This is a genomic window from Maritalea myrionectae DSM 19524, assembly GCF_000423365.1.
GTDB classification, from domain to species: domain Bacteria; phylum Pseudomonadota; class Alphaproteobacteria; order Rhizobiales; family Devosiaceae; genus Maritalea; species Maritalea myrionectae.
The window spans coordinates 20335-35076 of the sequence record NZ_AUHV01000002.1 but is presented as its reverse complement, the minus strand read 5'-3'; the positions used below and the strand labels follow the sequence as shown (position 1 = coordinate 35076).

Genomic DNA, 14742 nt, shown 5'->3' with positions numbered 1-14742 from the left:
AGTTGTCAACATTCTATTAAGCGCGCAGGCGCATAATTATGTCCTGGTCATAGTTGCCGAAGCCGCGGCCAAAGATGTTGATGCCGCCCGGATGATCGGCATCTTCACGCACGCCGATCCGCATGCGAATGGAGCGGTGCGCATCGATGTCAAGATCATTTATCTTTATATCTGAGACCTTTACGCCATCCACATAGGTGCCGGTGCCATTGATCCGCCAATGCTTGAGCTTGCCATATTGGGAGCCCTTAAGTTTCCACCAGTCAGGGGTGAAGACACCTTGCTTGTCGCCAAAATCTCCCGGAGATGTCCATGTGGCGACATGCACGCCGTTGACCCATATCGAGATATCTGATGGCCAATGAGCGCTTGTACCCGGCACTTCAGAGCTCAGTTCCATGGAAAACTCTACCGAGCTTGGCTGCTTACCCGACAATTTCATATTGTTTGGAAATTGATATTCCACATAGCCACGTGTGAACCACAAAAGACCGGTTTTCATCCGGTCGGGCTCAAGAAATGTGTCCGGCACATCCAAAAGGCCAATAACCCCATCGGGCGCGCAAAGCCCGCAGGGGGCCGACACATCGCTGCCGGTGTAAAGTCCGATTGGCATGGAAACCTCAAGGACATCATCATCTTTTTCCTGCTGTAAATCACTGAAAGCAATAAGAATTTCGGAAAAATTGGATTTACAGATCTTTTGGCTGCCCTTGCGGGCTTTGACCGACTTGGTGGTGACAAGATTGACATCTTCAAGGATTTGCAAATTAGACGAAATGGTGGATTGCGGCAGACCCAACCGTTCTGAAATCTGGTTCACATTAAGTGAGCCCTCTGCCTCAAGCAGGCGAATAATCCGCACGCGTACTTCACTGGCGAGCCCCTTAATTACATCAAGTTGTTCTTGCGGATCGATGATTAGATATTGGTTGGACATAATTTCAATTTCTCTTGAATTCGACCAATCTTTTATATCAAAAAATCGGGTATAAACAAGTCCAAATGATATCGCCGTCCAAGCCGGCGAAAATGTCCCCTTCGTTTGCAAGCTCATCAAGGCGCGTGGCGACCTCGCATAGCACGCGCACCTGTGGCATGTCCGTTCAACTCCTTGACGGGCTTGAGGCGATCTAGGTTGACGAACATCACCGCCTAGCTTGCGGCCTCCTGTGCTGATGTCTCCACTGCCTTGGTCAACAGCTCCAGGAACACGCAGGGGGCAAGAAGCGGCGTTTTGTGTCTTTGGCAAATAGGTAGTCTTGGCGCGCTGTCGGTCAGCATACGCCGCGCTCTTCTGAAGTCGATTCCAGCTCTGCTTGATCTTAATTAACATCCGCCCGACAAAGCCGAGCTCGCCTTGCCGAATGGTTCGCAAATAGTTTGGTGGCGGTTTGCTGGCAATTCCTGCCAGCAAACCAGGTTTGATAAAGCTCATTACGCTTTTAGGTCTTCAGGCAGAACTGCCTCCGGCATGTTCTGGTAGCAAACTGGGCGCAGGAAGCGCCGGATGGCCAAAGTGCCGACCGACGTGGCACCAAAATTGGTTGAGGCTGGGTAGGGGCCGCCATGCACCATGGAATCGCACACCTCAACGCCTGTTGGGAAACCATTTGCCAGCAATCGACCGGCCTTGCGTTCGAGGACGGGCATCAGGCTTGCGGCCTGCGCATGATCCGCATCGTCAAGATGCAGTGTACAGGTCAGTTGCCCTTCAAGATTTTTGGCAATGGCCAGCATTTCCGCATCGTCAGCCGCACGAATAACAATGCCAAGCGGCCCGAATACCTCTTCGCCCAATTCTTTATTGGCAAGCCAGGTGGCGCCATCCGTCTCGTAAAGATAGGGGGTGGCATTGCGCAGATCGCAACTTGTGGTCAACAATTCGCGCACACCCTGGGTGCTGGCCACGCGGTCGCGTCCTGTGCGATAGGCATTGGCAATACCGTCGGTCAGCATGGTTTGAGCATCAGCATCACCAAGCGCATCTTTAGTTGCAGCGACAAACTGGTCTGCCGCTGGGCCATCCACCACAATGCTGATTCCTGGATTGGTGCAGAATTGCCCGGCGCCCATGGTCAATGAACCTGCCCAGCCCTTGGCAATTTCTTCTGCCCTTTCTTTGGCGGCATGATCAAGGATGAACATGGGATTGATGGACCCCAGTTCCCCGAAGAAGGGAATCGGCTCGGGGCGGGCTGCGCAAAGATCATAAAGAGCACGGCCACCTGCCAGCGAACCGGTAAACCCAACCGCCTTGATCAGCGGGTGGGTCACCAGTGTTTCACCTACTTTATGGCTGCCGCCCTGAACAATGGAAAAAACACCCGGATGCAGATCGCACTTTTTAATGGCTGCGTGAATGGCCTCGGCCACGATTTCGCCAGTACCGGGGTGGGCCGGATGGCCTTTGACCACAACCGGACAGCCCGCGGCCAACGCAGAGGCGGTGTCGCCCCCGGCGGTGGAGAAAGCGAGCGGGAAGTTTGAAGCGCCAAATACGGCGACCGGGCCGATCGGGCGCTGTATCATGCGCAAATCGGGGCGCGGCAGCGGTTGTCGGTCGGGCAGGGCCTCGTCATGCCTCAGATCCAGATAGTCGCCTTTTAGAATATGATCGGCAAATAAACGCAACTGGCCGGTGGTGCGGCCGCGCTCGCCTTCAAGGCGGCCAGCGGGCAATCCGGTCTCATGCGTCCCTATCTGGGTAATCTGTTCGCCACGCGCCTCAATCTCGTCCGCAATGCACTTGAGAAAATCTGCGCGCACCTGCCGGCTGGTGTAGCCGTATGACCAAAAGGCTTCTTCTGCCGCTTCAACAGCATCATTCACCATCTCAGGTGTGCCAGCGGTAAAATTATGGGCCTGGCCACTCGCCGGCGCGTTGGTAAAACGCTCATCGCCGCTTGTCCATTCGCCAGCGATTAGGTTTTTCCCGTGGGGTTCAAATGTCATCTCTTGATCCTTGGTTTTTGTGAATTTTGTAACTTTTGCAGCATTTCAAATGTTCAAAAAGTTTTCGAACATTGTCTGACATTTTCTCTCCAAAATTGTCTATGCCTTTGATTTAGTTTGGATTATCTCGCCTGTCGTTTTTAATTTTATCCTCAAAAATATCTGAGGAATCGTCTTGCCAAATTAAATAATAATACTATAGTACTTTTTATTCAATCGGCCCAGGGAGAGATGGGTCGATGAATTCATAGGGAGGTAAATTATGATTTTCAAAACTACTCTTGCCAGTACAGCTATGGCTGCTTCATTGCTCATGTCAGGTTCAGCTCTGGCGCAAACTATTGGCTTTTCACAGGTCGGCTCTGAAGGGGATTGGCGTCCAGCATTTTCTCAAAATATGCGAGAAACCGCTGAAGATTACGGCGTTGACCTGAAGTTTGCCAATGCGCAAGGCAAACAAGAAGAGCAGCTTCGTGCTGTTCGGGCATTCATCGCGCAGGGCGTTGATGCCATCGTGGTCGCACCGGTTGTGGTGACTGGTTGGGAATCTGTGCTTCAAGAAGCTAAAGATGCCGAGATTCCAGTCTTCTTGGTCGACCGTGATGTGGAAGTGAGTGACAAGTCACTCTATGTGACCCGCATTTCTGCCGACTTTAACCTTGAAGGTAAGCTTGCCGGTGCTTGGTTGGCAGCCGAATCTGTTGGCACCTGTAAAATTGTTGAGCTGCAAGGCACAACAGGTTCTGCCCCAGCCATTGAGCGTAAGGGCGGCTTTGAAGCTGTGATTGATCAGTTCCCAGCCATGGAAATTGTGGCCACACAGTCTGGTGACTTCACCACTGAAGGCGGCAAAAAGGTGATGGAAGCATTCATCAAATCAACCAACAATCTTGAAGGCATTTGTGCATCATTCGCGCATAATGACAACATGCAGTTGGGTGCCATTCAGGCGATGAAAGAAGCTGGTCTGAAGCCAGGTGAAGACGTGTTGATGGTGTCTGTGGACTATGTGCCTGCCATCGAAGACGCGCTTGAAGCTGGTGATGCCAATGCGTCTGTTGAACTGCGCTCAGCAGTTGGCAAATTCATCTACCCTGTCATTCTGGATTATCTTGAAGAGCCAAAAGAGCTCGACAAGTGGATCGTTATTCCAAGCGATCTGCACACCCAGTAAATCGACAGCAGTGCATTTTTCCTAACTAGCAGCATCCCGCCTTCTGGCGGGGTGCTCGCCAGCAAAGGGAAATCTGATCTGCAATGGTGACCAAGAAGTAGCTCATGACCACACAAAACAAATTGAGGCAACCTGTCGAGATGAAGGGGATATGCAAGAGCTTCCCCGGCGTTGTCGCGCTCGACGATGTTGACCTGACCTTGCGACCAGGAGAGGTACACGCGCTGTTGGGAGAGAACGGCGCTGGAAAATCCACTCTTGTGAAAGTTTTGACCGGCGCGATTTCCCGCGACCGGGGCGACATAATTCTCGACGGCACCCCCGTTGAATTTTCCACCACCGCTGAAGCAGCCAATTTGGGGATCAGCACCGTATTCCAGGAAGTCAATCTGGTCTCGGCCATGTCGGTAACCAAAAATCTGGCGCTGGCCAGCCAAACGGGTCGTTTCGGCGTGATTTCGTGGAAAAAGGCGCGGCAGGATGCGCGCGAAAAACTGAAAAGGCTCGATCTCGATATTGATCTGGAGCAACCGGTGGGCACTTTTTCGGTGGCCATTCAGCAGTTGATCGCAATTGCCAGCGCTCTAAACGATAACACCAAAGTGCTCGTGTTGGACGAGCCGACGGCAAGCCTTGACGCGCAGGAAACGCGCGCGCTGTTTGATATTGTGCGCGAATTGAAATCGCGCGGCATCGCAGTGGTGTTTATCACCCATTTTCTGGAACAGGTATTTGAAATCAGCGACCGTATTTCGGTGTTGCGTAATGGGCAATTGGTGGGGACTAAGCCCATTGATGATATCTCCCGCGGTGAGCTGATTTCAATGATGATCGGCAAAGAGTTGGGGGAGGTGGAAAGCGCCTTTTCCCGACGCGAAGGCAAAGAACCCGGCGCGGAAATTGTGCGCGCCGAAGGATTGGGCCGCCGCCGCACCCTGCAACCGTGCGATATTTCCCTGCATAAGGGTGAAGTGGTGGGCTTGGCTGGTTTGCTTGGCTCCGGCCGAACCGAACTGACCAAGCTGATTTTCGGCGCGATCAAAAACGATAGCGGCACAATGACCGTAAATGGCAAGCAGCAATTGCCCAACACACCGCGCAAATCCATCAATACCGGCATTGCGCTTTGTCCTGAGGATCGTAAGACCGAAGGGCTAGTGGGCGAATTGACCATCCGCGAGAATATTGTCCTGTCTATGCAGGCCAAAAAAGGCTGGTTGAGGAAAGTGCCGTTTAAAGAGCAGCAAAAACTGGCCGCTGAAATGATTAAGGCGATGGATATCGCCACACCGGATGCTGAAAAGCAGGTGCGGCAACTTTCCGGTGGCAATCAGCAAAAAGTGGTGCTGGCCCGCGCTTTGGCGTCCAAGCCGGATGTGATGCTGCTTGATGAGCCCACACGCGGGATTGATGTGGGGGCCCACGCCGAAATTATCGTGTTGATCCGAAAGCTTTGCGAAGAGGGATTGGCGCTTTTGGTTGCTTCATCTGAGATTAACGAGATTGTCGCTGTTGCAGATCGCGTAGTCATTTTGCGGGACCGTTCCAAGGTCGGCGAATTGGTTGGGCAAGATGTAACGCGTGACGCCATCATCGAGACGATTGCGGGGGAAGATGTCGCAGATTCCTGATATAAATATGGGCGGCACCACCAACTGGTTCGCCAAAATACGCCATAGCCGAGCCGTCTGGCCACTTATGGCGCTAGCCATCATTTTGATTATTGATGCGATCATTATGCCCGGATTTTTCGAAATCCGCATCGTTGAAGGTCGTTTGTTTGGCAATGTGATCGATATTCTGTACCGGGCGGTGCCCACCGCGCTGATTGCCCTTGGTATGGCGATTGTTATCGGCAGCCGGGGCATCGATTTGTCCGTCGGCTCCATTGTCGCCATTTGCGGCGCGGTTATCGCTTGGCGCATCAACGCCGGTGACCCGCATTTGCTGGTATTCTTCTATGCGCTTTTGGCCGGTGTGATCTGCGGTATGTGGAATGGCATGCTGGTGGCCGGTCTTGGCATTCAGCCCATTATCGCCACCTTGATTTTGATGGTGGCCGGCCGTGGCATCGGTCTGCTGATCAATTCGCTTTATGGCGGCATCAACCCAAGCTTTGAAAGTGAGTTGTTGCAGGGCATGAGCACCGGGAGTGTTCTTTATATTCCCACCCGATTATTTGCGGCGGCAGCAGTGTTTTTCGGTCTCTGGCTATTAATACGCCGCACCGCACTTGGCCTCTTTATTGAGGCAGTGGGGGGCAATGCTGCGGCGTCAGCACTGGCAGGTGTAAACTCGCGCCTCATAACCTTTGCAGCCTATGTTGTTTGTGGCTTCACGGCCGCCTTTGCCGGGGTGATTATGACAGCAGATACCCACACGTCAGACCCGGTCAGCATCGCCATGTTCAGCGAGCTGGACGCGATCCTTGCCGTGGTGATTGGCGGCGCTTCACTCTCAGGTGGTCGGATCTATTTGGGGATGACTGTGATCGGAGCACTGGTGATCCAGGCGCTCACCACCTCAATCCTCATCTCCGGTCTGCCACCGGAATATAATTTGATCATTAAAGCTCTGGTGGTTCTGTTCGTGCTGTTCCTGCAGTCAGAGAACGCCCGTGCAACCTTTGGCCTAATGTTCAAGCGAGATGTAAAATGACACTGAATAAGAAATATCTACCGCTAATCGCTACGATCGTCGTTTTTGTCGCCCTGTTCGTGATTGGCGGCTCCATGTATCGCAACTTCTTGTCGACGATGGTGCTGGGCAATATTCTGGCCGACAATTCATTCATCATTATCGCGGCCATTGGGGCGACCTTTGTGATCCTTTCCGGCGGCATTGATTTGTCCGTTGGGTCCATGATCGGCTTTGTGGGCGTCTGCATGGCCGTGCTCGACAGCATGGGTTGGCATCCGCTGGCGACCGCCATCTTCATGCTGTTCTTTGGTGTCGCTTTTGGCGCCGCGCAAGGGTTTATCATCGATTTTTGTAAGATCCAGCCCTTCATCGTCACGCTGGCGGGCCTGTTTTTACTGCGCGGCCTTTGTTTTATGGTCACGCTCGATTCTGTGCCGATTCAGCATGAGTTTGTACAATTCTACTCTTCCATCAAAGTGGATCTGCCCGGGCGCGGTGTATTGCGCAGTTCAGCCCTTGTGATGTTGGTGGCGTTGGCGCTTGGCATTTTCATTGCCCACTTCACCAGATTCGGCAATCACGTCTATGCCATGGGTGGCGACGCCGAATCCGCGCGGCTGATGGGCGTCAATATCCGCACAACCACGGTGAAAATCTATGCATTGGCTGGTTTTTTCAGTGCATTGGCGGGCGTCGTTTACGCGCTTTACACCTCCTCTGGCTACCCGCTTGCGGGCAGCACCCTGGAATTGACCGCCATCGCGGCGGTGGTCCTCGGGGGCACCTTGCTCAGCGGTGGCGTTGGAATGGTTGCGGGCACGCTTTTTGGCGGTATGATCCTAGGGTTGATCTCTACCTTGATTATTTTCAACGGTTCGCTCAACAGCGCCTGGATCATGATAAGCAATGGGGCTCTCTTGTTCCTGTTTATTGTGATGCATCGCGTGCTGGTCGGCTCTTTCGACCTTAAAGGAGGCACGAAAGAGTAAATGATAAAACCCACCAACGTTTGGTCGCAGGAGTAAAACCTATGACGTCTTCACGCAGTTCGGCCGTCGACTATATGATGTCGATATCTCATTCCATTTCCGCGGGCGATAATATTGTCCACCGTTTGGGACGCGAGATTGTCGATGGTCGACATGCGCCTGGCGATCGCTTGCCGGACGAGGCGACAATGCTGAAACGCTATGGCGTGTCGCGCACAGCGCTGCGCGAGGCCTATAGCAAGCTAACCGCCAAGGGCATGATTATTGCCCGCCCGAAAGTGGGCACAAGCGTACGCCCTTCGAGCGACTGGAACATGCTCGATGCAGACGTTTTGACCTGGCATTTGCAAACCCGGCCCCTCGCAGGTGTCGCCAAGGACCTTTATGCCTTGCGCCGCATGCTGGAGCCGGGGGCCGCCGCCATGGCGGCAACCGCCCGTACCGAGGCGGAACTGCAAAAAATCGAAGATGCCTATAAGCAAATGCAGGCCACTTCGACTTATGAAGCTGAGCTGGTTGAAGCGGACCTTCGGTTTCATGTTGCCATATTAAACGCCACCCATAACCATTTTATCGGGGCGTTCAGTTCTCTAATTCACGCCGCGATGATCAGCACCTTTGAGGTGAGCTGGCGCGGGGCGGAAGTCTCCGTATTCAAACAGGAACGTCTGGTGCAGCACGGTGATGTGCTGGAGGCCATCCGGGCGCAGGATGCGGATCTGGCGCGGCTGCGCATGGAGCGGCTGCTGGATGACTCAATCGAGGACGCGAGTGAGGTACTCGGCCAACACGTGAAAGGAAGCCGATAAGGCAAGTATATCTATGGGTAATCAGTTTCAACCGGCAAAATGGCCACGCAAATTACGGTCACAAGAATGGTATGGCGGCACCTCGCGGGATGCGATTTATCACCGCGGCTGGTTGAAAAACCAGGGCTATCCGCATGACGAGTTCGACGGGCGACCGGTTATCGGCATTTTGAACACCTGGTCGGACCTGACCCCATGTAACGGCCATTTGCGTGAACTGGCAGAAAAAGTGAAGGCCGGTGTTTGGGAGGCGGGCGGTTTCCCACTGGAAGTGCCTGTATTCTCCGCGTCGGAAAACACATTCCGGCCCACAGCCATGATGTTCCGTAATCTTGCGGCTATGGCCGTGGAAGAAACGATTAGGGCCCAACCATTGGATGGGGCGGTGTTGCTGGTGGGCTGTGACAAGACCACCCCCAGCCTGCTGATGGGCGCAGCATCAACTGACATTCCTTCAATCGCTGTCTCCGGGGGACCCATGTTGAATGGATGGTTCCGGGGGGAACGCATAGGCTCGGGCACCCATCTTTGGAAGTTTTCTGAGGCCATCAAAGCTGGAGACATGACCGGCGATGATTTTGTAGAAGCAGAGGCTGCCATGTCTCGCTCTACCGGCACATGCAATACAATGGGCACCGCCTCGACCATGGCCTCAATTGCCGAAGCACTCGGTATGGCCATGTCCGGCAATGCGGCCATTCCTGCGGTGGACAGCCGTCGTCGTGTAATGGCGCAAATGTCCGGTCGGCGGATTGTACAGATGGTCAAAGATGATCTAAAGCCCTCTGACATTATGACGCGTGAAGCTTTTGAAAATGCTATCCGCGTCAATGGCGCCATTGGCGGCTCGACCAACGCTGTGATTCACCTGCTGGCGATCGCCGGGCGAGTGGGGATCGACTTGACCCTTGACGATTGGGATCAGCTGGGGCGCGATATTCCAACCATTGTGAATTTGATGCCGTCGGGCAAATATTTGATGGAAGAGTTCTTCTATGCCGGCGGGTTGCCCGTGGTCATTAAACATCTGGGGGAATCCGGCAAATTGCACAAGGATGCGCTCACAGTGTCTGGTGAGGTGATCTGGAATGAAGTGAAGGACGCGGTCAATTATAATGACGACGTGATTTTGCCCGTGGAAAAGGCGCTGGCCGACCAGGGCGGTATTGCGGTGCTGAGAGGCAATCTGGCGCCCAATGGGGCGGTGTTAAAACCATCTGCCGCGTCGCCTGATTTGATGGTGCACCGGGGCCGGGCGGTCGTTTTCGAAGATATTGACGACTACAAGGCGAAGATCAACGATGATGATCTGGATATTGATGAAACCTGCATCATGGTCCTCAAAAACTGTGGCCCGAAAGGTTATCCGGGCATGGCGGAAGTGGGCAATATGGGCCTGCCGCCCAAAATTTTGAAAAAGGGCATCACGGACATGGTGCGTATTTCAGATGCACGCATGTCCGGCACGGCCTATGGCACCATTATTCTGCACACTTCGCCCGAGGCTGCCATTGGTGGGCCATTGGCAGTGGTGCAGACGGGCGACATGATCGAAGTAGATGTGCCGGGGCGTCGCCTGCATCTGGACATTTCTGAAGAGGAGCTGGCGCGTCGCCTTGCGGCGTGGGCGCCCTCCATTGAGGCACCGCCAAGTGGCTTTGCTCAATTGCATCACCAGCATGTTGAAGGCGCAGACAGCGGTGCAGACTATGATTTTCTGAAAGGCTGCCGGGGCAATCCGGTGCCAAAGGACTCGCACTGATGGAACCACGTAAACTGGCTTTGGTGGGCATTGGCAAGATCGCCCGCGATCAGCATATACCCTCGCTTAATGCTTCTAAAGACTGGGAGTTGGTAGCTACCGTGTCGCGCCATGCTCAAGTGGATGGCATTGAAGCATTCGAAGATATTGAAACCATGTTGGCTGCGCGGCCGGACATTGACGTGATTTCACTTTGCGTGCCGCCAGCACCGCGCTTTGCTTATGCGGCAGCGGCACTGAACGCCAATCGCCACGTCATGCTGGAAAAGCCGCCCGGTGCGACGCTTTCGGAATGTCATGTGCTGGAGCGCATGGCCGAAAAGGCCGGGCGCAGCATTTACGCCACCTGGCATTCGCGCGAGGCAGCCATGGTGGATACCGCCCGTGACTGGTTGAGCGACAAACAGGTGCACCGAGTTGAGATGCAATGGAAAGAGGATGTACGCTATTGGCATCCGGGACAGGACTGGGTTTTTGATCCCGGCGGTATGGGAGTCTTTGATCCCGGCATTAACGGCCTGTCGATTCTGACAAAAATCCTGCCAAAACCCTTGCACATTACCAGTGCGACGCTCGATTTTCCTGAAAACCGGCAGACCCCGATCGCTGCACAATTGGCCTTCCACTATCCCGGCGCGAGTGGTTCTTTCGCTGAACTGGACTGGCTGCAGCAGGGCGATCCGATCTGGTCCATCTTTGTGGAGACCGATGCCGGCGTACTGACATTGGAAAATGGCGGCGCGCGCATGCTGATTGACGGTGAGGAAATCAAAAGCGCGGAAGATGCCGTGGCTTTGCAGGGCGAATATCCGCGGCTTTACGCCCGGATGAACGACCTAGTGGCCAAAGGTGAAAGCGAAATGGACCTGCGGCCCATGTATTTGGTGGCAGATGCGTTTGCCATTGGCGAGCGTCGCACCAAACCTGCTTTCGAGTGGTGAGGGCTATGTCTGACGCACCGGATACATTTGCCGAAAAGGGCCAAATCGACGCTCAACAGGTGTCTGCATTTGGCCGAGGCCCTGCTGGCGAGCAAATTGATTTGATCCGCATCGCCAATGGCGGAACCAAAGCAGCCATTATGACGTGGGGCGCGACTTTGCAGGACTTGCGCCGCACAGAATCTGATCACGCATTGGTATTGGGCAGTGCGGATTTTGCGGCCTATCTCGGGCCGATGACCTATTTCGGGGCGATTGTCGGTCCGGTGGCAAACCGGGTTGCAGGCGGTCAGTTTGTGCTGGACGGCACCCGTTTTGATCTGGAGGGCAATGAAAACGACAAGACCACCCTGCATGGGGGCGCCGCAGGCACCGGGCAGCGCAACTGGACGCTGTTGGCATGTGATGCGACAAGCTGCACCCTTACTGTGACCCATCCGGACGGGGAAGGGGGCTTTCCCGGAAATGTGACGGTTCAGGCTCATTATGCCCTAGACGAGACGGGCACATTGACCCTCGACATCCAGGCGCGGACAGACCGGACAACCCATTTGAATTTTGCCCACCATTCCTATTGGAATTTGGATGGTCATGCTGATCTGGCCAATCATACCATGTGCATTAATGCCAGCCAGTATTTGCCAGTGGACGCGGATTTGATCCCAACAGGTGCACTGGCACCGGTGGCGGACACGGCCTTCGACTATCGCGAGATGGAGCCGATTACATCGCCGCCCGACATGGCGCTGGACCACAATTTCTGCATCGATTCCACAGACAATGAACTGCACCCTATGTGCAGCGTGCGTGCTGGCCAATATCAGCTTGATGTGTTGTCGACAGAGCCGGGCCTGCAGGTGTTTGATGCCACCGGCATGGATACCACACCTTTCTATGGTCACACTGGCCAGCCTTATGGCCACCATGCAGGTCTGGCACTGGAGCCGCAAAATTGGCCCGATGCGCCGAACCAGCCTGATTTTCCTTCAACCCTGATCCGCCCGGGCGAGACCTACCGTCAGCGCACCCATTTCCGGATCAGTGTTCTTTAGAACTGACATATAGGATTCAACCCATGAAACAGCCTTTGACCGGAATTTTGCCCGTTGCGCCCACGCCATTTTTTGACGATGGCCAGGTGGATGAAGATGGCATGAAAAATGTGCTTGATTGCATGATTGATCAGGGCGTGGATGCCATTTGCTTGCTGGCCAACTATTCAGAGCAGTTTGTGCTGTCTGACGACGAGCGCGCACGCCTGATGCGCGTTAGCCTGGAACATGTGGCAGGCCGCAAGCCCATCATTGTGACCATCAGCCATTTCTCCACCGCCATTGCCACGCAACGCGCCAAAGCGGCGGAGGCTTTGGGGGCTGATATGGTGATGATGATGCCGCCCTATCACGGGGTCGGCTTGGTGCCGGGACCAGATGGTATTTATGAGCACTTCCAAGCGGTAAGCGATGCGATTTCTATTCCGATCATGGTGCAGGACGCGCCACTTTCCGGCGTCAGTCTGCCAGTTGATCTGTTGGTGAAGATGGCGCGCGAAATTGAAAATGTCAGCTATTTCAAAATTGAAGTGCCTTTTGCCGCGGACAAACTGGCCGCGCTCATTGAAGCAGGGGGCGAGCATATTGTAGGGCCCTTTGACGGTGAAGAGGCCGTGACCCTTCTGGCCGACCTCGATGCCGGGGCAACCGGCACGATGACCTCTGGCCTGCAACCGGAAAAAATCCGATCTATCGTGACGGACTTTCATGCAGGGAACCACGATGCGGCCTTGGCGCAATGGAAAGTGTGTCTGCCACTAATCAACCATGAAAATCGGCAATGTGGCCTCAAAGCCTGCAAGACCGTGTTTAAAGAAGGTGGCGTGATTAAAAGCGATTATGTGCGCCACCCGCTCAAACCCATGAGCCAGCGCACAAAAGACCGCTTGCTCCAGCTTTCAAAAGAATTGGATCTGATTGCCCTGCGTTGGGGCAAGTAAGGCGGGCGGTTGGCCGCAATTGGCGGCCAACCCATTCTCTATTATGTGGCAGGCGGTGGTGCGGTCCACGGCCATGCAATGGCCACAAGGCCAAACCAGAACAGCATCCAAAACAGGATTGCCAGCGCCGCGGCCATGCCACTCACTGCATAGCGGTAATTGCCACCATGCTTGTAAGGCCACCGCTCTCGCGTATAGGGCCAGCTGGGCCAGCCAATAACCACAAGCAGCAGTAGAAATAGCCAGAAATAAAACAGGAATTCTGCCATAAGTTCACCTCCGTTTCTGGAGTTGTCCTGATGGTATAATGCTTGAGGGCGCAACCTGTTCCGAATGACAATCAGGGCAGGTTGTTGGCTTATGGCGTTTCAATCTTTGGCAGACGTTCCATTTCACGCTCAAACATCTCGCGCAATTGGTCGGCAAATTTGCGGGCGGCCACGGGCAGGTTGCGCTTGTGTAACTGGCCGACAAACAAAAATCCCGGCTCGATCTCATGTGCTTTAAAGGGACGATAAGCCAACTCTGATTCCTGCGGCGACGCGCTGATGGTCAGCGGCAAATCCAATGCCAGCCCCGCGCCTTGGCGTGCCAGATGGCGCAACAGCGCGGAATCATCGCTTTCAATGGTCGGCTTGCAGTTCAGTCCCTTTTTCACACAGGCGGCCTCAACAATCTCGCGAATCCCTTCGCCGCGCGGCGGCAATAGCGGGTTATGCTCCAAAAAGTCCACCAGCCGCAATTCCGGTTGTGCCGCAAGCGGATGATCGGCCGCCATGGCCACGGACAAATGCTGTTGCTGGTGGGAGATCACTTGCATATCCGCCAATCGGAGCGGTTGAAACATCACCACGATATCAGCCTCAAGATTGTGCAATTGCTGTTCTACTTGTCCGCGATCATAGGCATGCAGTGAAAAAGTCACCCCGGGGAAATCTGCACGATAGGCCTGGATGAGGCGCGGCAGCAGGCGGCCTCCGATTTCCTTGGTGGTGGCAATGCGCACATGCCCGATTCGCACCCCTGAAAGGTCGGCAATCTGCGAGCGTACCCGTTCCAGATCCGCCATTTGGGCCCGCACATGGTGGATAAACAACTCGCCTGCACTGTTGAGCCGCACCCCCTGTGCATGCCGTTCAAAGATTTCAATATCCAGCTCTTCCTCAATCGCCAGAATGCGGCGATTGAGCGCTGACGGCGTGATGGCCAGTACTTCCGCGGCCCCACGAATGGAACCCGCGCGGGCCACCGCATCCACATATTTAAGCGCCAGCATATGTCGCATAGAGGTCTCCTTGCGGGTGTGTCCTTTTTTGCAACGCTTAATGGATTTTTTAGCAGCAGACAACAACGCACTGCTTTGGCAAGGTGAAATTAGGTCAGCAATAGTGACGCGAAAATGGCGCGCAACCCGACAAAGACCGAAACAAGGACAAGGTGAAAATGTTTTCAAACCCGCTCGAAACTCTTCTCTCCCGA

Annotated in this window: 13 protein-coding genes; 9 read left to right on the top strand and 4 right to left on the bottom strand. The window is 54.3% G+C overall.

The window, feature by feature from the left end; genetic code table 11:
* Positions 1-16: 16 nt before the first annotated feature.
* Positions 17-940 carry an ArsR/SmtB family transcription factor gene (locus tag G549_RS0100155; protein WP_027833322.1) on the bottom strand — a complete coding sequence of 308 codons (924 nt, stop codon included), beginning with the start codon at positions 938-940 and terminating at the stop codon, positions 17-19.
* Between the two features lie 497 nt (positions 941-1437).
* Positions 1438-2955 (bottom strand): aldehyde dehydrogenase (NADP(+)), encoded by a 1518-nt coding sequence (locus G549_RS0100145; RefSeq protein ID WP_027833321.1) that lies wholly within the window; start codon positions 2953-2955, stop codon positions 1438-1440.
* Between the two features lie 262 nt (positions 2956-3217).
* On the opposite strand from G549_RS0100145, the gene G549_RS18300 reads away from it, so the two are divergent.
* From G549_RS18300 to G549_RS0100100, 9 genes are all read left to right on the top strand, one after another.
* Complete coding sequence (locus G549_RS18300; protein WP_036221053.1) at positions 3218-4129, top strand: ABC transporter substrate-binding protein; 912 nt, start codon at positions 3218-3220, stop codon at positions 4127-4129.
* 104 nt (positions 4130-4233) lie between these two features.
* Entirely contained in the window at positions 4234-5760 is a 1527-nt protein-coding gene (locus tag G549_RS0100135; RefSeq protein ID WP_084633777.1) for a sugar ABC transporter ATP-binding protein, read from the top strand.
* Positions 5744-6787, top strand: a complete 1044-nt coding sequence (locus G549_RS0100130; protein ID WP_343251103.1) for an ABC transporter permease — start codon at positions 5744-5746, stop codon at positions 6785-6787. Before G549_RS0100135 ends, G549_RS0100130 begins: the two co-directional genes overlap by 17 nt.
* Before the next feature lie 2 nt (positions 6788-6789).
* The gene (gene yjfF / locus G549_RS0100125; RefSeq protein ID WP_027833318.1) at positions 6790-7758 is read left to right on the top strand and encodes a galactofuranose ABC transporter, permease protein YjfF; all 969 of its coding nucleotides are present in this window, start codon (positions 6790-6792) and stop codon (positions 7756-7758) included.
* Between the two features lie 41 nt (positions 7759-7799).
* On the top strand, positions 7800-8567 hold the full coding sequence (locus G549_RS0100120) for a FadR/GntR family transcriptional regulator (RefSeq protein WP_051213025.1): 768 nt from the start codon (positions 7800-7802) through the stop codon (positions 8565-8567).
* 13 nt (positions 8568-8580) lie between these two features.
* Positions 8581-10329 (top strand): L-arabinonate dehydratase, encoded by a 1749-nt coding sequence (gene araD / locus G549_RS0100115; RefSeq protein ID WP_027833316.1) that lies wholly within the window; start codon positions 8581-8583, stop codon positions 10327-10329.
* On the top strand, positions 10329-11270 hold the full coding sequence (locus G549_RS0100110; RefSeq protein WP_036220660.1) for a Gfo/Idh/MocA family protein: 942 nt from the start codon (positions 10329-10331) through the stop codon (positions 11268-11270). The genes araD and G549_RS0100110 overlap by 1 nt, the downstream gene beginning before the upstream one ends.
* Before the next feature lie 5 nt (positions 11271-11275).
* A complete protein-coding gene (locus tag G549_RS0100105) occupies positions 11276-12322 on the top strand; it encodes an aldose epimerase family protein (protein WP_051213023.1) in 1047 nt (348 codons plus the stop codon).
* Between the two features lie 23 nt (positions 12323-12345).
* Positions 12346-13263, top strand: a complete 918-nt coding sequence (locus G549_RS0100100) for a dihydrodipicolinate synthase family protein (RefSeq protein WP_027833313.1) — start codon at positions 12346-12348, stop codon at positions 13261-13263.
* Positions 13264-13304: 41 nt separating this feature from the next.
* Here the strand turns inward: G549_RS0100100 and G549_RS0100095 are convergent, their stop codons facing one another.
* Both G549_RS0100095 and G549_RS18295 read right to left on the bottom strand, forming a co-directional pair.
* Positions 13305-13532 carry a hypothetical protein gene (locus G549_RS0100095; RefSeq protein WP_027833312.1) on the bottom strand — a complete coding sequence of 76 codons (228 nt, stop codon included), beginning with the start codon at positions 13530-13532 and terminating at the stop codon, positions 13305-13307.
* Positions 13533-13621: 89 nt separating this feature from the next.
* Positions 13622-14548, bottom strand: a complete 927-nt coding sequence (locus G549_RS18295) for a LysR family transcriptional regulator (protein ID WP_036220658.1) — start codon at positions 14546-14548, stop codon at positions 13622-13624.
* Between the last annotated feature and the right edge of the window lie 194 nt (positions 14549-14742).